Consider the following 20,534-nt stretch of genomic DNA (forward strand, 5'->3'; position numbering starts at 1 on the left):
CTTGGTGTTTGGCTCTGGTTTTGGCATCCAAACCCGCATGATAAGGTACCGCACTAATTCCGTTTACTTGCAATACTTGTGCAATTTCTTCCACTTTCTTGCGACTCAAACAGTAAATAACCCCCGATTTTCCTTTGTGTTGCTTGATGAATCGAATGATATCCGATTCGATGTTTTTTGTTTTTGTTCGTACCTCGTAATATAAATTAGGACGGTTGAAAGAGGCTTTAAAGGTATTGGCATCGGGCATGTCCAAGTTTTTCAAGATATCTTCTTGTACTTTTGGCGTAGCCGTTGCCGTTAATCCAATCATGGGAACATCACCCAGTTGGCGCACTATATTTCGTAAATTTCTGTATTCCGGTCTGAAATCGTGTCCCCATTCTGAAATACAATGGGCTTCATCGATGGCAACAAAGGAGATTTTCACTTCATTTAAAAACTGCAGGTATTCTTCTTTGGTAAGTGATTCAGGTGCCACATACAGCAATTTTGTTACCCCTGAGGTAATGTCTTTTTTAACTTGATTGACTTCGGTTTTATTTAAAGAAGAGTTCAATACATGTGCAATTCCGGTAACCGAACTTAAGCTTCGGATAGCATCCACTTGGTTTTTCATCAAGGCAATTAGTGGAGAAACCACAATAGCGGTTCCTTCTAACACCAAAGCAGGTAACTGATAGCAAAGCGATTTTCCACCACCGGTTGGCATAATCACAAATGTATTGTTTCCGGTAATGATACTTTTAACTACTTGTTCCTGAAGACCTTTGAATTGGTTAAACCCAAAATATTTCTTTAATTCTTTATGTAAATCAATTTCGTGTGGATTCATTCTCTATTAATATGATTTTACCTAAATTTGCAAACATAAAGATACGATTTTCTTTTACACATACAAATTTTTTAATATTTCTATTTTGAGTACAATTGAAACCATTTTAGCTACAGCAAAAAAGACACTTTTATCAGAAAGTAAGAGCATCGAAAACCTTGTCAATTATTTGGACGAAGACTTTGCAAAAAGTGTTACTGAAATATACAACACCAAAGGTCGTCTCGTTGTAACAGGAATTGGAAAAAGCGCCTTGATTGCTCAAAAAATCGTAGCTACCTTAAATTCAACCGGAACACCCTCGCTATTTTTGCATGCGGCTGAAGCCGTTCATGGTGATTTAGGTATGGTGCTTCCCGAAGATATTGTCATTTGTATTTCAAAAAGCGGCAACAGCCCGGAAATTAAAGTACTCGCCCCGCTATTAAAACGTTTTGGCAATACCTTAATTGGCATGACCGCCGATAAAAATTCCTTTTTAGGAAAAGAATCGCATTACATCCTGCACGCTTATGTGGAGAGTGAGGCCTGCCCAAATAATTTAGCCCCCACAAACAGTACTACTGCCCAATTGGTTTTGGGTGATGCGCTAGCCGTTTGTTTGATGGAATTGCGGCAATTCAAAAGCGAAGATTTTGCGGTATACCATCCGGGTGGGGCTTTAGGGAAAAAATTATTGCTTCGCGTGAAAGACATGCTAGACACCACACATGCGCCGCAAGTTGCACCAGATGCTTCCATTAAAAAAGTGATCATGGAAATTTCAGAAAAACGTTTGGGGGTCACTGCTGTTGTTGAAAACAATCACGTTATTGGAATTATCACCGATGGAGATATTCGAAGAATGTTGAACAACAGAGATATGTTTTCTGATTTGACTGCTAAAGACATCATGACAAAACATCCAAAGCACATTTCATCGAGCATACTGGTATCGGAAGCCTTAAACATATTAGAAAACAATTCCATTACCCAATTGGTTGTTATGGATGGCCAAGTTTATAAAGGGATATTACACTTACATGACATATTAAAAGAAGGCATCGTATAATGGCAAAAAAGAACATGGGAGAGATGTCTTTTTTAGACCATCTTGAAGAACTCCGTTGGTTATTAGTAAGAAGCTCAGGAGCTATATTGATTTGCGCTACAATAGCCTTCTTCTTCAGTGACTATATTTTTAATGAAATAATATTTGGCCCTAAAAACACCGACTTCATTACCTATCGTTATTTTTGTGAATTGTCTACTAAACTTGAACTTTCCGAGGCATTTTGTGTAACTGAATTGCCGTTCAATATTCAAAATACTGCAATTGAAGGGCAAGTTTCCTTGCTCATATGGACCTGCATCACGGCCGGGTTTATTATTGCTTTTCCCTATATGCTGTGGTTGTTGTGGAAATTTATTAGTCCGGCACTCTATGAGAAAGAACGAAAATACGCCAAAGCCTTCGTATCAATTGCTTCCTTATTATTTTTCCTTGGAGTACTGTTTGGCTATTTTATTATCATACCCATGTCGGTGAATTTCTTTGCCACTTTTTCCGTGAGTTCTGAAATCAAAAATGACATCAACATCCAATCGTATATCAGCATGATTAAAACTTCAGTTATTGCTTGTGGATTAATTTTTGAGATGCCCATTATCATTTATTTCTTATCAAAAGTAGGATTGGTTACGCCCGACTTTTTAAGAAAATACCGTAAATATGCCATTGTATTGATACTGATTGTGGCGGCAATAGTTACCCCACCCGATGTTGTGAGTCAGGTTATTGTTTCAATTCCTTTATTGGTATTGTATGAAATTAGTATTTTTATCAGTGCTGCGGTACTAAAAAACAAAGAAAAAGAAAAATTAAACGCATAATCCCATGGCAGATTTAGTAAAAGAATTTAACGATTATCGTTCGAAAATGAACGAAAAATTATTGGCCGACAACAACAAAGTCATCAAACGAATTTTCAATGTAGACACAAATGCCTACATGGAAGGCGCTTTAGATGTGAAAACCAAAGAGCTTTTAGGATTAGTAGCTTCAGCCGTATTGCGCTGCGACGATTGCATCAAATACCATTTAGAAACCGCCTATAAAAATGGCGTAAACAAAGAAGAAATGATGGAAGCAATGGGTATTGCTACTCTTGTAGGTGGTACAATTGTAATTCCGCATTTACGAAGAGCTTATGAGTTTTGGGAAGCGTTGGAAAACAATTAATTTATTTGAAAATTTGAAAATGTAATTATTTGTTAATTCATTTATTCTATTGATTATTTTTTACTTTATTTGTTTATTGATACCATTTAAGATTTGATTTTGAGCATTCAATCCTTTTCAAATCTTCAAATTTTCAAATTAAAATCATGAAATTAAGAGCAGAAAATCTAGTTAAAACTTATAAAAAAAGAAGTGTCGTTAAAGGGATTTCTGTGGAAGTAAACCAAGGAGAAATCGTGGGTTTATTAGGTCCTAATGGTGCCGGAAAAACCACTTCATTTTACATGATCGTTGGATTGGTAAAACCGAACAGTGGTTCTATCTATCTTGATGATATGGACATTACCAATTTCCCAATGTACAAACGCGCACAAAATGGAATTGGCTATTTAGCGCAAGAAGCTTCTGTTTTTAGAAAACTAAGTATTGAAGATAATATATTAAGTGTTTTGCAATTGACGAACCTCTCCAAGGAAGCACAAGAAGCCAAAATGGAAGAATTAATTGCCGAGTTTTCGTTGGAACACATTCGTACCAACCGTGGGGATTTACTTTCGGGAGGAGAACGTCGTCGTACTGAAATTGCACGCGCATTAGCTACCGATCCAAAATTTATTTTATTGGACGAACCCTTTGCAGGTGTTGACCCAGTAGCAGTAGAAGATATTCAACGCATTGTAGCCCAATTAAAAAATAAAAACATTGGGATTTTAATTACCGATCACAATGTACAAGAAACACTAGCCATAACTGATAAAACCTACCTCATGTTTGAAGGGGGCATTTTAAAAGCGGGAAAACCAGAAGAATTAGTAGAAGATGAAATGGTTCGTAGAGTTTATTTGGGCCAAAATTTTGAGTTGCGCAAAACAAAAATCGACTTCAACGCTCCAAAAGTAGAAGTGGCAAAATAATCATGAGCAACCCCAGCAAAGAAACTTTAGAAAAGTGGCATAAAGATCCAAACCATTGGAAATGGGGTAGTTTTTATTTCAATAAAGAAGACCACCGCTTGTTTCCCCCAAAAAGAATTGCCTGGATGGGTTGGACCATTAACTTTGCCAATTGGAAATCAATACTTGCGTTTTTGCTTTTATTCGGTAGCATCTTACTCCTGCTCTGGTTCAAAAAATCATAATAAATTAGTAGCGCATTCCAAGCGCTAACAATTCGTTTTTATCACCCATAAAGATATTGAGATCTACATTGCCCTCTATACCTCCAATTTGTGCATTTTCGGTAAATTGCCAAAACTCCCAATCCGATGCTAAAGTGTTACGCCAAAAATTATAATTGGCAATCCAAAGCGGGTAATCGGAAAACTCTTTTCGTAAAAAATCGGAATAATAGCGTTCCCCAGAATAGATAATGGGTTTTACATTGTAATGTGCTTCTACAACTTCCAACCAACGTCTTAAACCAATTTTTAATCGCGCAATCGATTGTGATTTGGGCAATTTTTCGATATCCAATACCGGAGGCAAATCACCTTTTTGTAAGCGAACCTGTTTTATGAAATTGTTGGCTTGATCTAGAGAATTTTCGTTGGGTCGGTAATAATGATAGGCACCACAAACCAATTGCCGTGCTTTGGCTCCGTTCCAGTTTTCAGTAAACCGAGCATCTCTTTTATTGGAACCTGCTGTGGCGCGAATAAAGACAAAAGACAATTCAAACGCCTCGTCAATATGGTAGGTTTGTTCCCAATCGATAGTTCCCTGGTACTCCGAAACATCAAAACCTATTGCATTTTGATCGTGTTTGTGCAATACTTCATAGATTCGAATATCGGTTAATTTGCGCTCGTCTGAAGTGGTCTCAGACGTATATTTATCAGTTTTAAATCCGAGATAATACAAAAAGCCCTCTCGAAAGCGAAAAACAAAAAGTAAAGCAGTAGCTATAAATAGAAAAGTAAAAACAATAACCCACTTTTTTCCAAATTGTTTTGAAGGTCGGGTTCTAACCGTCCTTTTCCTTTTGATTCGTTGTGCCATTATTTTTTAACCCAAAACATATTGTTGATTACCGATAGGGCTACATAAGAGAGAATAATAACAGGCAATGCGGTAAATCCAAAAAACAATAACAAAACTAGGGAAAGTGCTAAAAAGGAAAATTGCAATTTGTTATGTGCCCAACCAAACGTTTTAATTTTTAATGAAAATAGTGGAATTTCTGCATTCAACATATACGCACTCACCAAACTGATGCCTAACAATACAAAAGGATTGAAAAGGGCATTGACCAACCATTCGTGGGTACCGTCAAATTGAATCATTGGGATACTCATGATAAATAAAGCGTTAGCTGGCGTTGGTAATCCAATAAAGGAATCGGTTTGACGGGTATCAATATTAAATTTTGCCAATCTATAGGCAGAAGCCAACGTGATGATGAATCCCAAATAGGGAACAAATCCCATGTAATAAAAGTCTTCGGTCAAATAATAACGTGAGGAGTCGTCTTCTTGAATATCAAGCAACAATTTAAACATCATTAAGCCAGGCACTACCCCACTGGTGATGACATCGGCAAGCGAATCCAATTGCAAACCCAATTCGCCCGAAACCTTAAACTTACGTGCAAAAAAACCATCCCAAAAATCAAAAAAGATACCCAAACACACAAAGATAAAAGCTTCGTCATAATACCCTTTAAAAATGGCAATAATGGCTAATAAACCACTCGAAAGGTTTAACAAGGTAATTGCGTTTGGAATGTGTTGTTTAATTTGCATGGCAATCGGTTTTATTCAACTCAAAAGAACTCTAAATTAGTTGCAGCAAATGTAATACAATAAGTTAATACATTTAGAGTTTAGTAATTAAGAAATTTATTCCATCTTTGTAAAAAAATTGGCCTTGAGAAAGATATTTCTTCTTCTTTTTGTTTGTATTACTGCCTTTAGCCCCGCTCAAAGCGTTCGAAAATATTCGAATGAATTCATGAGTATTGGGGTAGATGCCGCGGCCTTAGGCATGTCGAATGCGGTTGTTGCACACACCCACGATGTCAATTCGGGGTATTGGAACCCAGCGGGTTTAGTACACTTAGAAGACAAGCAATTTGCACTCATGCATGCCAATTATTTTGCCAATATTGCCCAATATGATTATGCCGGTTTTGCAATGCCTATCGATGACCAAAGTGCCGTAGGTATATCAATGATTCGTTTTGGAGTCGACGATATCTTAAACACCACCCAATTGATCGACAGCGAAGGAAATATCGATTACAACCGAATTTCGTTATTCTCCACCGCCGATTACGGCCTAACATTATCGTATGCCAGAAGTTTGCCCATAGATGGATTAAATTTTGGCGTGAATGCCAAGGTCATTCGAAGAATCATTGGCGATTTTGCTAATTCTTGGGGCTTTGGGTTTGATTTAGGACTTCAGTATATTAGTGAGGAAGAAGATTGGAAGTTTGGCGTATTGCTGCGCGACATTACCACAACTTACAACACCTGGAGCATCGATACCAAAAAATATGAAGCCATAGCAAATGCCATTCCAGGTGAAAATCAAGAATTGCCTGAAACCAGCGAAATTACGTTACCCAAAGCGCAAGTAGGCTTATCTAAAAAATGGATAGTGCGCTATGATTATAGTATTTTGGCAGCCGCTAATTTGAATATGCAATTTGCACAAACCAACGATCTCATTTCATCACGTACGGTGAGCATCGATCCTGCTTTGGGGTTTGAAATGGGCTATCTGAACTTGGTTTATCTGAGAGGGGGTGTTGGAAATTTTCAGCAAATCACCCAAATAGATGCTACTAAAAAAATGAGTTTTCAACCCAATATAGGTTTGGGATTCAAATATAAAGGCATTCAAATTGACTATGCCTTAACCGACTTGGGCGATCAAAGTGCCGCGTTGTACTCCAATATTTTTTCGTTGAAAATCGATTGGGAAGTGTTTCGATAATTTCAAGACAAAAGAAAATAGACCTAAATATAATATGATAAAAAAACTACTTTTCACATTTCTCCTTTTTATTTCTTTTCTTGGTTTTTCACAAAATAGTTCACTTTCAAATCAAGCTAAAGTAAGTATATTAACATGTGGCACAGGACCTGAATCGTATGCCATGTATGGTCATACTGGAATTCGCATCCAAGACACCGCGTCTGGAATTGATGTGGTTTACAATTATGGTGCCTTTGATTTTAGCACGCCAAATTTCATTGGACGATTTGTAAAAGGTGATTTGCAATATTTTGTAACCAACGGCAGTTACATTGATTTCTACTACAATTACCAAGCTGAAAATAGAGAGATAATTGAACAAGAACTAGCCATTTCATCTGCACAAATCAATCAATTATTCCAGCAATTAAATGCTTCAGTATATAGCGAAGAACGCTTTTATACCTATAAATTTATTGATAGAAATTGCACGACTATGGTGGTGGATAAAATCAATACAACTTTAGGAAAGGAATACCTGAAATCGAGAACAACTAACCAATCTTATCGAGAAGTTTTATACCCCTACATGTCTGATTTTTATTTAAAATTAGGTATTCAATTCATCTTTGGTGCAAAAGTAGACGAACCAGTAACACGTTTGTTTTTACCGTACGAATTTAAAAAATCACTTTCTCAAACTAAAATTCAAGGAAAACCGATATGCACTTCTACAGAAACGGTATTGAAAGCCAGCAATAGTAGTATTCCCTTTGCCTTTTGGAATTCGATATATTCATTAATTACCGTGCTAGTCATACTTGCACTCTTTGGTAAAAAAGGCGTTCAAATCGGCTATTTTACGGTGACTGGACTTTTGGGTGTGTTTTTTATGGTTGTTGGTCTTTATTCAATGCACGAAGAACTCTTATGGAATTACAACGCACTTTTGTTCAACCCACTATTAATTGGATATGCATGGTGTCTTTGGAAAGAAAACACGAAGGCCGCAAAACTACTGGCCAAAATTATAGCTGGATGTTTGGCCATTTATATCGTTTACATGCTCGATAAAATACACTTGCAAATTGTTTGGCCATTTATTGTCTTACACCTCTATTGGTTAGGAAAAGAAGTATTGAAAAAAAATTAATTTTCCCTTAAATACAATAAAAATTCGCGCTCTTTGCGTTTGGCGACAGGCAAATCTTGTCCATTGTTCAATTCGCAGTACAAGCCATCTTTTTTATTGATGCGCACAATGTGGTGTACATTAATAAGCGTTGAATTATGGATTCTAAAAAAGTAATGTGAAGGAAACAATTGTTGGTATTCACCAATGTTTTTACTAGACACTATTTTGGTGCCATTTTGCAAAAAGATCTCGGTATATTTCCCATCGGCTTTGCAATATAAGACCTCCGTAAATTTTATGATTTCAATTTTATCAATTGAAGATACCACAAAAAAATCCTTGTTGGCGTGTCCTAAAAAACCTGCAGAGAAAGTTGTATTTTTAAGCTGTACAAAAGCCGCTTCTCTTTCAATGGCATATTTTACCTTAAGGAGTGCCGAAGTAAATTCATCAGCATCAAAAGGGAATACTAAAAAATCTACAGCCTCAAGTTTAAATGCTTGAAAAGCATCCTCTTTGACACCCATACAAATGTATTTTACTGAGAAATCAAAAGCTCGGAGCGACTCTAAATGACTGAAGTTATTCTTCGTTGCTCTTACAATAATTAGATCGGGCTGTAGTTGACTCAAAGCGTGTTGACTGGTAGCAATTGATTTTGCCGAACCCACTATAGTAATCATATCCGGATTTTCCGTACTATAGGTTTCCATCTTTTTGATAGTATCCTGATCATCGTCAATTACAAAAGCATGGATAAGAAACATAGTAAGCTAAGTTTATTCAATTAATACCAATCAGAGTGGTAGCGATTTTCGCCTAAATAATAAATTAATCCAAATGAAAAGTTATAAAAACTTCCGGATGCTGGTTTATAATCTTCGTTTAGTAATTGACCGTCAAAACCATAATGTTGTTTTGTAGTAATGTTGTGGGTAAAATCTGCCGTTAAAGCGAATTTATTTGAAATATTGTACATGGGTGAGATTCCAATACCAACTACACCAACACGTTCATAATCCGTTTGCCCAATCCTGTAAGCAAAGGCTACTCCGGCATCAACGTGTGCATTAACTCCTATTCGATCTCTCGTCCAATACGTCAATCCCAATTGTTTTCCAATATTATACACACCAGAAACACCAAGTGTATTGTAGGTAATCCCCAAATCGCCTCCTGGATCGTTTACAAAGTGATCCAATTTATAGGAAACTTTAGCGCCAATTGTTTCCGTAAACATATAGCGAATGCCGATATTAAAGTGATTCATGCTGGAAAAATTGGATTTATATCCTTTATAATACGGCTCAATAGCGCCACAATATCCATAACCGGCTTCCACAGACATGTTGTTCACATTAAATTGTGAAAACAAGGGCATTGTACAAAAAAATAACAACAGTAGGCTTAATTTGGGTGTTTGTTTCATGATACATTATAATAAGCTACGAAAGTAAAAAAAAATGCTATTCCAACAACTATATTGCTGCGATTTTATACTGCAATCGTTGCATTTCCATGCCATTGTTAGCAACAACACCTCCTGAATGCAGGTTGTGCTGGCTTATTTGACTTTGATGGTGGACTTCCTACTTGTCATTTTTTTTGACAAATGCATCCACATCAAAAGGAAAAGGGAAAATCGTATAAAAAACAATTAAGACATCCATGAAGAAATTACGGTTCAGGGCATACCAGTTATTGATTCGGACTTTATCGGGCCAAATAACGGCATCATTATAATCCTGTGGACATTTTTGTTGTGCTAAAAGTTGTTCTTCGTTTCTGTACTTTAGGGAAGCTAATCCGGTGATTCCTGGCTTGAGTTGCAAGATAATTCGGACTGTCCCTTCTAGTTGATCAGCATAGCCTGTTATGTCAGGACGCGGACCAACAAAAGTCATTTCGCCTTTTACAATATTCATGAGTTGCGGTAATTCGTCTAATTTGGTTTTTCGCAACAACTGCCCCCAAATGGAAATCTTTTGGGTACGCACATGTATGGTTCGTAACTTATAGATAAAAAAAGGTTTTCCAAAACGTCCAATGCGTTCCTGCTTAAATATACCATTAGACTGGGTATCGATTGCCGTAATACCATAGCCTAATACTAACCCTAAAATTAAAAGCAGTATTCCCATAGCAGTTGTGGAGATGATTATTCTTGTGGGGTTTGAATAAACTCAGGGACTAATTCGGTAAACAAATCAATCAAAGCTTGCTTATCTTCAAATGTACTAGATTGTAGTTTTATCAAAAATTCTTGCACCTTTTCGTAACAAAAAACAGGATCTTGAGCAATTAGTATTTTTGGGTGATACGTAGGTAATGTCTTTGAAGTATCCGCTAAGACTTCTTCATATAATTTTTCACCAGGTCTCAAGCCAGTATAAACAATATCAATATCCGTGTAAGGTTCTTTTCCACTCAATCGGATCATTTTTTCGGCTAAGTCCTTAATGAAAATGGGTTTACCCATATCAAAAATATAGATTTCGCCTCCGGATCCCATAGTACCCGCTTCTAACACCAACTTACAAGCTTCGGGTATGGTCATGAAAAAACGATTGATATCGGGATGTGTAACCGTAATAGGACCACCCTCCTTAATTTGCTTTTCAAATAAGTTGACTACAGATCCATTGGAACCCAAAACATTACCAAATCGTGTGGTGATGACTTGCATTTTTTGAGAGCCTTTTAATATATTAAAACGCGATTGCACCATAATTTCGGCAATTCGTTTTGATGCCCCCATAATATTCGTAGGATTAACCGCTTTGTCAGTAGAAATAAAAACAAAACGTTTGGTTCCTGTTGCAATCGCCGCTTCTAAAATGTTTTTTGTTCCAAAAATATTCACCTTAACGGCTTGCATAAAATTCGATTCCAAAACGGGCACGTGTTTATAAGCCGCCGCATGAAAAACAATTTCGGGTTGGTATTTTTGAAAAATATGCTGTACTTCATTTGGATTAGTTACATCAACCAATTCGTAATGGCATGCAATTTTGGGAAATGCAGCCGCGATATTGAGCTGTATCGAATTCAAAGGTGTTTCGGCTTGATCTACAACGACAACTCGGCTGGGATTAAACTTAGCCAATTGATTGACAATTTCACTACCTATAGACCCCGCACCACCGGTAACCATAATTGTTTTTGAGGAAAAGGCATTGATCACATTTGGATTATCAATGCTAATAGTATCCCTAAACATCAACTCATTAATGGTGTATTTTTTTAATGATTTAACGGAATTAACAGCCGTGTTAAAGCCACTTACTAATTTTGGATTGTATACGTTAATTTTATAGCGCAAACAATCTTCAAGTAATTCCAATTCCTCTTTTTCAGGTAAGAAGTTTTTAATTAAAACGACGTGTTTTATTTTGTTATATCTCAGTATCGAAATGATCGAATTAGGCTTCGCAATTACAGGAATTCCTAATACTTTTTTATCATTCAAATACTTGTTTTTATCAATAAAAAAGCGAAGTTTATATTGTGAATTATCATTTACAAAGGCTTCTGCCAATGCAATAGTAGTACTATTTACTCCAACAATTGCAATGCTTTCAAGTTTAACTTCTTCTTCCTCACCTGTAAAATATTTAAACAAAGATTTTATAAATACCCTAAAAGAAACCAAAGAAAAAAAGATAAAAAGGGAAGAAAAAAACAAGGTCATGATGACAAAAATGTGTCCTCCAAATACAAAATAATAACCTAAATCTATGGCTAGTAAAGTCAAAAAAGCGAATGAAATAGCCTTAAATAAACGGGTAGCATCTTTTAAGCTGGAATACCTTATAATTCCGGTATAGGTCTTGAAGATGATGAAATAAAAACTTATGGTAAAAGTCACAATACTAAATCGTGCCAAAGGAGGTAAAACGGAATAAAATTGGACCCCAATTTCTTTAAAAATAAAGAAAGAAATGGTTGCAATAACTAATGAAATGGTAATATCAATTATCAATATCGACCAAGAAGGTAGAAATGATAATTTCTTTAAATTGATGTATTGCTTTATGTTTTTTTGCATTTGGAGCTGTTGTTAGGGTAGACAAAACTAAACATTTTTTTTAATATTTTAGCAGTGTTGCTGTTTTTTTAGGTCAACTTTGTAAGAAAACCCTCAATAAAGAAGGGGTTTAATTTGTATCTTTGACCAAATTTTTAGTATGAAACGTTTTATCGCAATGTTTGTAATTGCATTAACCGGATTGGCTCAAGGTCAAAGTCGTGTGAATATTAATGCGGCTAGTACCCTACTGGGATTTCCTTCTTTAGGATATGAAACCCCTGTAAACAAGCACTTCACTTTTCATATCGATGCCATTGGTTCTACTTTTAACAGCTACAATGATATGCCATTGCGTTTTTTAATTATCACTCCTGAAGTGCGCTATTACCCCAGTAAAGCACATCGAGGATTCTACATGGGAGGTCACGTGGGCGGTAGTGTATTTAAATTGCAAAAATATGGCTACGAAAGCACTACTTATTACCAAAAAGGAATCAATTATATGATGGGCGCTAGCATTGGTTATGTTTATTTTATTTCTGAAAAAATAGCCCTAGAAGCATTTGTTGGCGGTGGTTCTGTTCAAAGTTTTTACAAAGGATATGATACTACCACTGGCGAGCGCTATGATGGCGCAAAAAAATTCAATAAAAGTGGTGAATGGCTGCCGTATCGCGGTGGAATTTCGATTATACTTCAGCTTAAATAGAAGTATGAGAGGTTCGTGGTTCGGGATGCGATATTCGTTGTTCGTGGTTCGTCTCGTTTCAAGATTCAGGTTTCGATTCGGGAGGCAAGATTTGTGGTTAGTGCTGCGAGTCACGGTTCACGATTCACGGTTCACGATTCACGAGTTACAATTCACGAGTTACGAGTTACACGTCTCGAGTCACGAAAACGCATAAAAAAAGGAGTACAAAACTCCTTTCTTATTATATATATGCGAACTAAATATTACTTCACTAACGATTTCAAATAGGCCCCATAGCCCGATTTTTCCAAAATTGTAGCTTGTTCTAGCAATTGAGCTTTGGTTATAAATCCTTTGCGCCAAGCGATTTCTTCGATACAACCAATTTTTAATCCTTGTCGTTCTTCGATGACTTGCACAAATTGTCCGGCTTGCATTAAACTGTTAAACGTTCCTGTATCCAACCAGGCTGTTCCTCTATTCAACACACCCACTTTTAAATTGCCTTGGCTCAAATATACTTTATTTACATCGGTAATTTCATATTCGCCACGTGCCGAAGGTTGAATATTTTTTGCGATGTTGACTACTGAATTATCATAAAAATACAATCCCGGTACTGCATAATTTGATTTGGGTGCCTTTGGTTTTTCTTCGATAGAAACTGCATTGAACTGATCGTCAAATTCTACAACGCCATAACGCTCAGGATCAGAAACATGGTAGGCAAATACTACACCCCCATCTGGGTTTTGATTGGAAACCAACAAATCTTGTAAGTTTGTACCAAAGAAAATATTATCCCCTAAAATCAAAGCTACCGAATCGTCGCCAATAAATTCCTCCCCAATGACAAAAGCTTGTGCCAATCCATTAGGCACGGCTTGTTCGGCGTATGAAAAGGTACAACCTATATTACTTCCATCACCCAACAAACGCTTAAAATGAGGCAAATCATGAGGCGTCGAAATGATCAATATTTCTTGAATACCCGCCATCATCAATACCGATAACGGATAGTAAATCATGGGCTTATCGTATACGGGCATTAATTGTTTACTTACGGCTAAGGTAAGTGGGTGCAATCGGGTACCGGATCCACCGGCTAATATGATTCCTTTCATTTGTTCTAATTTTACGAATTACGCTAATTACGCTAATTACGCTAATTTTTCGAATTATCTATTTTTTTGAGTTTACAATTCTTTTATAGGTTAAGGATGGGGTGCCAAAATTTACCAACATTCCCAATTCCATATTCGTGCATTTTAAATAATTCTGCAGTTGCGCATAAAACACCGAAGGTATCTGATTTACTGCTTTCAATTCAACAATGATGCTATCGTAGCAAATAAAATCTGCTCTATATTGCTTTTTTAATTTTTCACCTTCATAAAACAAATCTAATTTCACTTGTCGTTTGTAAGGTATTTTTTGAACTTGAAACTCTTTTTCTAAAACCTCTTCATATACTGCTTCCAAAAATCCGGGTCCCAAGGCACGATGCACTTTCATACAAGCGCCAACAATAGCATAGCTTTCATCTTTATAAATTATTTTGTAGGGGTCATTCATTTATAAATTCGTTTAATTCGCGTTAATTCGCATAATCCGCATTAATTCGAATATTGTTTTTCATAATAACTTGCATATGCTCCCGAAGTCACGTTTTCCAACCATTCTTGATTGTCTAAATACCAATTTACGGTGCGTTCTAGACCTTCCTCAAAAGTAACAGAAGGCTTCCATCCCAATTCGGTGTTGATTTTTGTAGCATCAATAGCATAGCGTAAATCGTGACCCGGGCGATCTTTAACATACGTAATCAATTGCACCGATGTTCCTTCTGGGCGCCCCAATTTTTTATCCATAATGGTACACAGTAACTTAACCAAATCAATATTTTGCCATTCATTGAAACCTCCAATATTATAGGTATCGTGATTTTTCCCTTCATGAAAAACCAAATCAATAGCCACCGCATGATCTTCTACAAACAACCAATCGCGGGTATACTTTCCGTCGCCATAAACGGGTAACGGTTTATTTTGAATAATGTTATTGATAAACAACGGAATCAACTTTTCTGGAAAATGAAAAGGACCATAATTGTTGGAACAATTGGTCAATACATAAGGCAACCCATACGTTTCACCATAAGCTCTTACAAAGTGATCCGAACTGGCTTTTGAAGCTGAATAAGGTGAATTTGGATCGTACGCGGTGGTCTCCGTAAATAAACCCTCGGCACCCAAACTTCCGTACACCTCATCGGTACTGATGTGGTAAAAGCGTTTGCCCTCGCTATTGTCTTTCCAAATCGTTTTAGCGGCATTCAATAAATTCATGGTACCAATTACATTGGTTTTCACAAATGCCAACGGATCCGTAATCGAGCGATCCACGTGGGATTCGGCAGCCAAATGCAATACGCCATCAAATTGGTGTTCCGCAAATAAGGCGTCGATAAATGGTGCATCGACAATATCGCCTTTTACAAAGGTGTAATTGGGAGCTTTTTCAATATCAGCAATGTTTTCTAAATTCCCGGCATAAGTCAAGACATCCAAGTTATAGATGTGATAGTTAGGATACTGATTTACAAATCGTCTCACCACATGAGACCCAATAAATCCGGCACCACCGGTGATGAGTATTTTTTTCATTTCTATTTATTTTTTCGTGATTCGTTGTTCGTTGCTCGTAATGCGAAGTTCGAGTCACGAGTCACGCATTCATACATCTTTCTAAACTCTCCCGATATCCTGGCACTACGATTGCAAAGGTATTTTTTATTTTCGATTTATCCAATAAGGAATAATGCGGTCGCTTGGCTGGTGTAGGAAAATCGGAACTTGGAATACCACTCACTAAACAATCAAAACCTCCGATTTCTTGAATCGCCAACGCAAACTCATGCCAACTGATTTCTCCTTCGTTCGAAAAGTGATAGATCCCGGCTTGCCAATGTGAATATGTTATTATTTTTAAAATAGCCTCCGCCAAATCGGCGGCGTAGGTTGGACTTCCTATTTGATCGTTCACCACATTCAGGCTGTTGCGTTCCTGCATCAATCTAGACATGGTTTTGACAAAATTGGCGCCAAAAGCAGAGTACACCCATGATGTTCTGATGACAATGGCATTGGGATTTTCACGAAGACAGGCTTGTTCTCCCGCTAATTTGGTTTGCCCATAAACATTTATGGGTCCAGTAGCTGCCTCTTCTGTCAATGGCATACTCGAATTCCCATCAAAAACATAATCGGTTGAAATGTGCAGGAATTGACAGCCATTGGCCTTTGTCCATTGTGCCAAAACCGCCACCGCTTGATGGTTCAAAATATCTGCCAATTCGGTTTCTGTTTCTGCTTTATCCACAGCCGTATAGGCGGCACAATTGATGATGATTTGGGGTTGAATTTGATCAATCACGTTAGATATCGATTCCAGATCACTCAAATCCAACAGCGAACGATCGGCAAACACCCATTCAAATTGTGAATAGTGGCTTGACAATTCCTTCAATTCGGAACCTAATTGCCCGTTAGCACCTGTTACTAGTATTTTTTTCATGTACTTTCGAAGTTCGTTGTTCGAGATTCGTTATTCGTTATTCGTGATGCGAGTTATGAATTAATAATTACGAATTACGGTTTTCGGTTTTCGATTCTCGAGTTACGAGTCACGAGTTACGCTTCACGCTTCACGAATTAAAATTCACTATTGCAATCTTTAAACAACGGCAAAATTTGATCTTTTTCTGACACGATTGCCGCTTTCAAATCGATGCCCCAATCGATATTCAATAATGGGTCATCAAAACGGATGCCTCCTTCACTGGCTTTGTTATAAAACTGATCGCATTTATACAACACTGTAGCCGTTTCACTTAACACTGAAAAGCCATGGGCAAAACCCTGTGGAATCAACAATTGCTTTTTGTTTTCGGCTGATAGACGAAGAGCAAAATGCTGTCCGTAAGTAGGCGAATCCTTTCGAAGATCAACCGCTATATCCACAATTTCACCTTCGAGCACGCGCACCAACTTCGTTTGGGCAAAGGGTGAATTTTGATAATGCAAGCCTCGTAAGGTGCCGCGTTTGGAAAACGACTGATTGTCTTGCACAAAGTTGATCTGTATTCCTTCTGCAATTAATGTATTCTGATTGTAAGCCTCAAAAAAATACCCACGCGCATCTTCTAATACCGTGGGATTAATGATTACTAAATCTTGTATGGGAGTGGTTTCTATGTTCATTGTAATGGGTAGTCTTTTATTGGTTGTTCGTAATGCGTTGTTCGTGATTCGTTGTTCGTGGTTAGAGATACGAATTACGGTTATCGGTTTTCGGTTTTCGGTTTTCGAGTCACGCTTTACGAGTTACGCTTCACGATTCACGCTTAAACACGCTCACAATTACCGCTCCAATTCTTTCGCGATCAGTATCCGTTAGGTTAGAGCCCGAAGGCAAACACAAACCGTTTTTAAATAATTGTTCTGCTACTATTGTGCCGTAATAGGGATAGTTGGAAAAAACAGGTTGTAAATGCATGGGTTTCCATAAAGGACGAGATTCGATGTTTTCGGCTTCTAAGGCCAAGCGAAGTGTCTCTCTTGTGATGCCTTTGGTTTGGTTTTCGTCTATGGTAATGGCTGATAGCCAATAATTGGCAAAATAATCTTCACTTGGAGCTTCAAATACATCTACTCCATCTATGTTTGCAAAAAGCTTCACGTAAAAATCGTGCATTTGTCTTCTTAACGTCAAATGCTTATCTAATACTTCCATTTGCCCTCTTCCAATTCCTGCACAAATGTTACTCATCCGGTAATTGTATCCGATTTCACTATGTTGATAATGAGGCGCGTTGTCTCTTGATTGTGTAGCGTAAAAAATGGCTTTATCTTTTTGAGCAGCAGTTTTAGTTACGATAGCTCCACCTCCTGAAGTAGTGATGATTTTATTTCCATTGAATGACAAAATACTTATATCACCAAACGTGCCACATTTTTGTCCTTTGTATGTGCTACCTAATGCTTCTGCGCTATCTTCAAGAATTGGAATAGTATATTTATCCGCAACTTCTCTAATTGATTCTATTTGATACGGCACTCCGTATAAATGTACGGCAATAATTGCTTTAGGTTTTTTTCCCTTTTTTATTCTGTCAATGATTGCTGCTTCTAATGCTATCGGACAAATGTTCCAAGTCTGCTCCTCACTATCAATAAAAATTGGTGTTGCTCCTAAATATAAAATTGGATTTGCCGATGCCGAAAAAGTCATACTTTGACAAATAACCTCATCACCCGCTTGTACACCTAATAAAATCAACCCTAAATGAATGGCAGCTGTTCCTGAGCTCAAAGCACCTACATGAGCATCAGCATCCAAATAGTTTTCTAAGTCTTGTTCCAATCCATTTACGTTTGGGCCTAGTGGCGCAACCCAATTGGCATCAAACGCTTCTTTTATGTAGTCTTGTTCGGTCCCTCCCATGTGTGGAGAGGAAAGCCATATTTTTGAGTTTTGCATAAATTATTATTTAGGTATGGCCAATACTACCTCTTTGTATCTATGAAAAAAAGTTGAATTTGAATTCAAGTTTTTTTCAATAACCATATTTGGAGCTATTATGTTTGAATTCCCAACAGAAATATTTGGTATAGTTGCTGAATTGATACTAAAAAAATTATTATTACCAATTTTAGTATTTCCCGATAATCCTACGTTTGGACTAAATACATTGTTTGAACCAATTGTTGTATCATGACCGATATTAACTTTATTATTTAAAGTATTAAATTTATCAAGTTTTACATTTGGACCAATTTGACAATATGGACAAATGATACAGCCTTCAGCAATTTCAGCAGTAGGAAAAACTATTGAAGTATGATGAATAAATGTTGCAAACTTAAACCCATTATCTTTAAGTTCCTTAATTTTTTTTTCTCTGCCTTCAATATTACTAAACCCCAAAATTATTTCAACATTTTCTAATAAATATTTGTTATCTGTAGTATTACCTAAATAAGGAAATCTAAATTTGTATTTATTAAATGTCTCGTCTGAATCAGAAACAAATCCTAATAAATCAAATTCTTTATTAATCCGATTATTATCGATTATATACTGTTCAATTTCTGCAGCATGTGCACCTGTTCCAATAATTATTACTTTTTTCATATTACCATTTTTCAAAATCAAAAAACTCACCATGACCCGGCAAAACTATTGAATCCTTTACTAATTGTTCTTTCAATAAATTAATTGAATTTTCATAGTCATTTTTATTACTTCCTGGTAATTTGAGTACTAAATACTTTTTATCAATTATTGTATCACCGCCAAATAAAATATTATCATAAACAAAACAATAAGATTCCTCACTATGCCCAGGTGTTTTAATCACTCTAAGAAAAGACTCAAACATCTTGCTATCTGCTACAGTTTCTATTGGGTCATTGTAATAAAATGACAAGTTCTTTCTGATATCTCTCAATGCTATATCAAATTTTTCAGATGGAGAAAAAAAATAAGTATTTTCTAAATCAAAAACTTTATTCGCATTATAATGGTGATCAAAATGTTCATGTGTTATGTACACAATATTTCTTAAATTATTAAATTTATTTAACCATGCAAATACAGAATCGTCAAATTTACCTGGATCTATTATTATCAACTTATCTTGTTCTAAAATAAAATAAGAACAAACTCCAAACATATCTGAAATATATCTGTATAATGTTGAATTATTTTTTATGTTACAAAATAGTGGCTCCACCATCTATTATTAATTCCTGTCCAGTCATCCAATTATTTTTATCTAATAAAAATGAAGTCCAATCATTTAAAGCGTTAGGTTTGCCAAGACCTAAAGGGATATGAGAATTTAATATTTCTTCTTTATCACTTAATATATTTTCAGTAGCTTTAGTTTTAATGGCACCTAAAACAAAACAATTAACTTTTATTGGATTTAATTCAATTGCAAGAGATTTAGTTAATCCAATTAATGAACTTTTAGCTGCCGAATATACAGCATAACCTGGCTTTCCTCTTAAAGCAGAAATACTTGAAAAAAAGACAATATTTTTCAATTCTTTTTTGAATTCTTTTTTACTTAAGACACTAACTATCTCAACAGCAGAAAAAACATTTATATGAAATGTTTCTATGGTTTTTTCTTTCTTCTGCAATCGTATAGGTGAAATCGAAAAATCTCCACCAACATGTAAAAAATGAGTTGGTTTGATTTGAAATTTATTTAAAAATTCTAATAATGATAAACTTATATTATCACTAACAAAATCACATACCCAAATCATATGATTTACACCACATAGTTTACTTTTTAAATTGGACAATTTAGTTATATCTCTTCCAGAAAGAATAATTCTATATCTTTCGGATAATGATATGGCCAACTCTTCACCTATTGAAGATGTACTTCCAGTAATTAATATAGTTTCCACTTAATCTATAATAAAATTTACTAAATCATTTATTGTTTTAAATTCTTTCAATAATTCATTAGTCAATTTTTTATTATAATCAGAATCCGCTAAAGCAATGATAGACAATGCTGTTAAAGAATCCCACTCATCAAAACTTTCAAGCTCATCATTTAAAGAAACTTGTTCAACTTCAAGTATTTCAGCGAATTTATCTAATAATTCTTCTTTCATAT

General features: G+C 36.1%; 25 protein-coding genes. 8 read left to right on the forward strand and 17 right to left on the reverse strand.

Annotation, left to right across the window (positions count from 1 at the left end):
- The coding region (locus ACIQ6Z_RS01110) for a RecQ family ATP-dependent DNA helicase (protein WP_396209100.1) at window positions 1–835 on the reverse strand (835 nt) is incomplete at its 3' end.
- An 85-nt stretch (window positions 836–920) separates the two neighbouring features.
- Between ACIQ6Z_RS01110 and ACIQ6Z_RS01115 the strand changes: the two genes are divergently transcribed.
- The 5 genes from ACIQ6Z_RS01115 (at window position 921) to ACIQ6Z_RS01135 (ending at window position 4,194) form a co-directional block, all read left to right on the forward strand.
- Window positions 921–1,886 carry an SIS domain-containing protein gene (locus ACIQ6Z_RS01115; protein WP_396209101.1) on the forward strand — a complete coding sequence of 322 codons (966 nt, stop codon included), beginning with the start codon at window positions 921–923 and terminating at the stop codon, window positions 1,884–1,886.
- Entirely contained in the window at window positions 1,886–2,707 is an 822-nt protein-coding gene (gene tatC, locus ACIQ6Z_RS01120; RefSeq protein WP_396209102.1) for a twin-arginine translocase subunit TatC, read from the forward strand. Before ACIQ6Z_RS01115 ends, tatC begins: the two co-directional genes overlap by 1 nt.
- A gap of 4 nt (window positions 2,708–2,711) precedes the next feature.
- Window positions 2,712–3,056, forward strand: coding sequence for a carboxymuconolactone decarboxylase family protein (locus ACIQ6Z_RS01125; protein ID WP_396196765.1), 345 nt, complete (start codon window positions 2,712–2,714; stop codon window positions 3,054–3,056).
- Between the two features lie 146 nt (window positions 3,057–3,202).
- Complete coding sequence (lptB, locus tag ACIQ6Z_RS01130; protein ID WP_396209103.1) at window positions 3,203–3,970, forward strand: LPS export ABC transporter ATP-binding protein; 768 nt, start codon at window positions 3,203–3,205, stop codon at window positions 3,968–3,970.
- Window positions 3,971–3,972: 2 nt separating this feature from the next.
- Window positions 3,973–4,194 carry a DUF5808 domain-containing protein gene (locus ACIQ6Z_RS01135; protein WP_396209104.1) on the forward strand — a complete coding sequence of 74 codons (222 nt, stop codon included), beginning with the start codon at window positions 3,973–3,975 and terminating at the stop codon, window positions 4,192–4,194.
- Window positions 4,195–4,198: 4 nt separating this feature from the next.
- Here ACIQ6Z_RS01135 and ACIQ6Z_RS01140 read toward each other — a convergent pair whose 3' ends face one another.
- Window positions 4,199–5,053, reverse strand: coding sequence for a glycoside hydrolase family 25 protein (locus ACIQ6Z_RS01140; RefSeq protein WP_396209105.1), 855 nt, complete (start codon window positions 5,051–5,053; stop codon window positions 4,199–4,201).
- Complete coding sequence (locus ACIQ6Z_RS01145) at window positions 5,053–5,796, reverse strand: CDP-alcohol phosphatidyltransferase family protein (protein ID WP_396209106.1); 744 nt, start codon at window positions 5,794–5,796, stop codon at window positions 5,053–5,055. The genes ACIQ6Z_RS01140 and ACIQ6Z_RS01145 overlap by 1 nt, the downstream gene beginning before the upstream one ends.
- Before the next feature lie 208 nt (window positions 5,797–6,004).
- On the opposite strand from ACIQ6Z_RS01145, the gene ACIQ6Z_RS01150 reads away from it, so the two are divergent.
- Window positions 6,005–6,994 carry a PorV/PorQ family protein gene (locus ACIQ6Z_RS01150; protein ID WP_396209147.1) on the forward strand — a complete coding sequence of 330 codons (990 nt, stop codon included), beginning with the start codon at window positions 6,005–6,007 and terminating at the stop codon, window positions 6,992–6,994.
- A gap of 34 nt (window positions 6,995–7,028) precedes the next feature.
- Window positions 7,029–8,129 (forward strand): DUF4105 domain-containing protein, encoded by a 1,101-nt coding sequence (locus ACIQ6Z_RS01155; protein WP_396209107.1) that lies wholly within the window; start codon window positions 7,029–7,031, stop codon window positions 8,127–8,129.
- On the opposite strand, the gene ACIQ6Z_RS01160 is transcribed toward ACIQ6Z_RS01155, so the two are convergent.
- The 4 genes from ACIQ6Z_RS01160 to ACIQ6Z_RS01175 all read right to left on the reverse strand — a co-directional run bounded on the left by ACIQ6Z_RS01160 (window position 8,126) and on the right by ACIQ6Z_RS01175 (window position 12,159).
- Complete coding sequence (locus ACIQ6Z_RS01160) at window positions 8,126–8,878, reverse strand: LytR/AlgR family response regulator transcription factor (protein ID WP_396209108.1); 753 nt, start codon at window positions 8,876–8,878, stop codon at window positions 8,126–8,128. The genes ACIQ6Z_RS01155 and ACIQ6Z_RS01160 overlap by 4 nt on opposite strands.
- Window positions 8,879–8,898: 20 nt before the next feature.
- Window positions 8,899–9,540 (reverse strand): hypothetical protein, encoded by a 642-nt coding sequence (locus ACIQ6Z_RS01165; RefSeq protein WP_396209109.1) that lies wholly within the window; start codon window positions 9,538–9,540, stop codon window positions 8,899–8,901.
- Between the two features lie 160 nt (window positions 9,541–9,700).
- A complete protein-coding gene (locus ACIQ6Z_RS01170; RefSeq protein ID WP_396209110.1) occupies window positions 9,701–10,252 on the reverse strand; it encodes a sugar transferase in 552 nt (183 codons plus the stop codon).
- 17 nt (window positions 10,253–10,269) lie between these two features.
- Window positions 10,270–12,159, reverse strand: a complete 1,890-nt coding sequence (locus ACIQ6Z_RS01175; protein WP_396209111.1) for a polysaccharide biosynthesis protein — start codon at window positions 12,157–12,159, stop codon at window positions 10,270–10,272.
- Window positions 12,160–12,298: 139 nt separating this feature from the next.
- On the opposite strand from ACIQ6Z_RS01175, the gene ACIQ6Z_RS01180 reads away from it, so the two are divergent.
- Window positions 12,299–12,850 (forward strand): DUF3575 domain-containing protein, encoded by a 552-nt coding sequence (locus ACIQ6Z_RS01180; protein WP_396209112.1) that lies wholly within the window; start codon window positions 12,299–12,301, stop codon window positions 12,848–12,850.
- 245 nt (window positions 12,851–13,095) lie between these two features.
- On the opposite strand, the gene rfbA is transcribed toward ACIQ6Z_RS01180, so the two are convergent.
- The 10 genes from rfbA to ACIQ6Z_RS01230 form a co-directional block, all read right to left on the reverse strand.
- Window positions 13,096–13,956, reverse strand: coding sequence for a glucose-1-phosphate thymidylyltransferase RfbA (gene rfbA / locus ACIQ6Z_RS01185; RefSeq protein WP_396209113.1), 861 nt, complete (start codon window positions 13,954–13,956; stop codon window positions 13,096–13,098).
- Between the two features lie 58 nt (window positions 13,957–14,014).
- A complete protein-coding gene (locus ACIQ6Z_RS01190; protein WP_396161696.1) occupies window positions 14,015–14,407 on the reverse strand; it encodes a GxxExxY protein in 393 nt (130 codons plus the stop codon).
- A 41-nt stretch (window positions 14,408–14,448) separates the two neighbouring features.
- Complete coding sequence (gene rfbB, locus ACIQ6Z_RS01195; RefSeq protein WP_396209114.1) at window positions 14,449–15,498, reverse strand: dTDP-glucose 4,6-dehydratase; 1,050 nt, start codon at window positions 15,496–15,498, stop codon at window positions 14,449–14,451.
- Between the two features lie 61 nt (window positions 15,499–15,559).
- Window positions 15,560–16,408, reverse strand: a complete 849-nt coding sequence (gene rfbD, locus ACIQ6Z_RS01200) for a dTDP-4-dehydrorhamnose reductase (RefSeq protein WP_396209115.1) — start codon at window positions 16,406–16,408, stop codon at window positions 15,560–15,562.
- 137 nt (window positions 16,409–16,545) lie between these two features.
- Window positions 16,546–17,094 carry a dTDP-4-dehydrorhamnose 3,5-epimerase gene (gene rfbC, locus ACIQ6Z_RS01205; protein ID WP_396209116.1) on the reverse strand — a complete coding sequence of 183 codons (549 nt, stop codon included), beginning with the start codon at window positions 17,092–17,094 and terminating at the stop codon, window positions 16,546–16,548.
- Window positions 17,095–17,224: 130 nt separating this feature from the next.
- The gene (locus tag ACIQ6Z_RS01210) at window positions 17,225–18,373 is read right to left on the reverse strand and encodes a DegT/DnrJ/EryC1/StrS family aminotransferase (RefSeq protein WP_396209117.1); all 1,149 of its coding nucleotides are present in this window, start codon (window positions 18,371–18,373) and stop codon (window positions 17,225–17,227) included.
- Between the two features lie 6 nt (window positions 18,374–18,379).
- Complete coding sequence (locus ACIQ6Z_RS01215) at window positions 18,380–19,027, reverse strand: acetyltransferase (RefSeq protein WP_396209118.1); 648 nt, start codon at window positions 19,025–19,027, stop codon at window positions 18,380–18,382.
- A gap of 1 nt (window position 19,028) precedes the next feature.
- Window positions 19,029–19,631: an MBL fold metallo-hydrolase gene (locus ACIQ6Z_RS01220; RefSeq protein WP_396209119.1), complete on the reverse strand. Its 603-nt coding sequence runs from the start codon at window positions 19,629–19,631 to the stop codon at window positions 19,029–19,031.
- Window positions 19,609–20,319, reverse strand: a complete 711-nt coding sequence (locus tag ACIQ6Z_RS01225) for an SDR family NAD(P)-dependent oxidoreductase (RefSeq protein WP_396209120.1) — start codon at window positions 20,317–20,319, stop codon at window positions 19,609–19,611. The genes ACIQ6Z_RS01220 and ACIQ6Z_RS01225 overlap by 23 nt, the downstream gene beginning before the upstream one ends.
- A complete protein-coding gene (locus ACIQ6Z_RS01230) occupies window positions 20,320–20,532 on the reverse strand; it encodes an acyl carrier protein (protein ID WP_396209121.1) in 213 nt (70 codons plus the stop codon). It lies immediately after the preceding gene.
- Between the last annotated feature and the right edge of the window lie 2 nt (window positions 20,533–20,534).

The organism is Flavobacterium sp. (assembly GCF_044376915.1).
GTDB lineage: Bacteria > Bacteroidota > Bacteroidia > Flavobacteriales > Flavobacteriaceae > Flavobacterium.

What these genes read in the sequence shown, in the direction of transcription:
- tatC (WP_396209102.1), top strand. Translation starts at nt 1,886, where the DNA reads ATGGCAAAAAAGAACATGGGAGAGATGTCTTTTTTAGACCATCTTGAA.
- ACIQ6Z_RS01125 (WP_396196765.1), top strand. Translation starts at nt 2,712, where the DNA reads ATGGCAGATTTAGTAAAAGAATTTAACGATTATCGTTCGAAAATGAAC.
- lptB (WP_396209103.1), top strand. Translation starts at nt 3,203, where the DNA reads ATGAAATTAAGAGCAGAAAATCTAGTTAAAACTTATAAAAAAAGAAGT.
- ACIQ6Z_RS01135 (WP_396209104.1), top strand. Translation starts at nt 3,973, where the DNA reads ATGAGCAACCCCAGCAAAGAAACTTTAGAAAAGTGGCATAAAGATCCA.
- ACIQ6Z_RS01140 (WP_396209105.1), bottom strand. Translation starts at nt 5,053, where the DNA reads ATGGCACAACGAATCAAAAGGAAAAGGACGGTTAGAACCCGACCTTCA.
- ACIQ6Z_RS01145 (WP_396209106.1), bottom strand. Translation starts at nt 5,796, where the DNA reads ATGCAAATTAAACAACACATTCCAAACGCAATTACCTTGTTAAACCTT.
- ACIQ6Z_RS01150 (WP_396209147.1), top strand. Translation starts at nt 6,005, where the DNA reads ATGAGTATTGGGGTAGATGCCGCGGCCTTAGGCATGTCGAATGCGGTT.
- ACIQ6Z_RS01155 (WP_396209107.1), top strand. Translation starts at nt 7,029, where the DNA reads ATGATAAAAAAACTACTTTTCACATTTCTCCTTTTTATTTCTTTTCTT.
- ACIQ6Z_RS01160 (WP_396209108.1), bottom strand. Translation starts at nt 8,878, where the DNA reads ATGTTTCTTATCCATGCTTTTGTAATTGACGATGATCAGGATACTATC.
- ACIQ6Z_RS01165 (WP_396209109.1), bottom strand. Translation starts at nt 9,540, where the DNA reads ATGAAACAAACACCCAAATTAAGCCTACTGTTGTTATTTTTTTGTACA.
- ACIQ6Z_RS01170 (WP_396209110.1), bottom strand. Translation starts at nt 10,252, where the DNA reads ATGGGAATACTGCTTTTAATTTTAGGGTTAGTATTAGGCTATGGTATT.
- ACIQ6Z_RS01175 (WP_396209111.1), bottom strand. Translation starts at nt 12,159, where the DNA reads ATGCAAAAAAACATAAAGCAATACATCAATTTAAAGAAATTATCATTT.
- ACIQ6Z_RS01180 (WP_396209112.1), top strand. Translation starts at nt 12,299, where the DNA reads ATGAAACGTTTTATCGCAATGTTTGTAATTGCATTAACCGGATTGGCT.
- rfbA (WP_396209113.1), bottom strand. Translation starts at nt 13,956, where the DNA reads ATGAAAGGAATCATATTAGCCGGTGGATCCGGTACCCGATTGCACCCA.
- ACIQ6Z_RS01190 (WP_396161696.1), bottom strand. Translation starts at nt 14,407, where the DNA reads ATGAATGACCCCTACAAAATAATTTATAAAGATGAAAGCTATGCTATT.
- rfbB (WP_396209114.1), bottom strand. Translation starts at nt 15,498, where the DNA reads ATGAAAAAAATACTCATCACCGGTGGTGCCGGATTTATTGGGTCTCAT.
- rfbD (WP_396209115.1), bottom strand. Translation starts at nt 16,408, where the DNA reads ATGAAAAAAATACTAGTAACAGGTGCTAACGGGCAATTAGGTTCCGAA.
- rfbC (WP_396209116.1), bottom strand. Translation starts at nt 17,094, where the DNA reads ATGAACATAGAAACCACTCCCATACAAGATTTAGTAATCATTAATCCC.
- ACIQ6Z_RS01210 (WP_396209117.1), bottom strand. Translation starts at nt 18,373, where the DNA reads ATGCAAAACTCAAAAATATGGCTTTCCTCTCCACACATGGGAGGGACC.
- ACIQ6Z_RS01215 (WP_396209118.1), bottom strand. Translation starts at nt 19,027, where the DNA reads ATGAAAAAAGTAATAATTATTGGAACAGGTGCACATGCTGCAGAAATT.
- ACIQ6Z_RS01220 (WP_396209119.1), bottom strand. Translation starts at nt 19,631, where the DNA reads ATGGTGGAGCCACTATTTTGTAACATAAAAAATAATTCAACATTATAC.
- ACIQ6Z_RS01230 (WP_396209121.1), bottom strand. Translation starts at nt 20,532, where the DNA reads ATGAAAGAAGAATTATTAGATAAATTCGCTGAAATACTTGAAGTTGAA.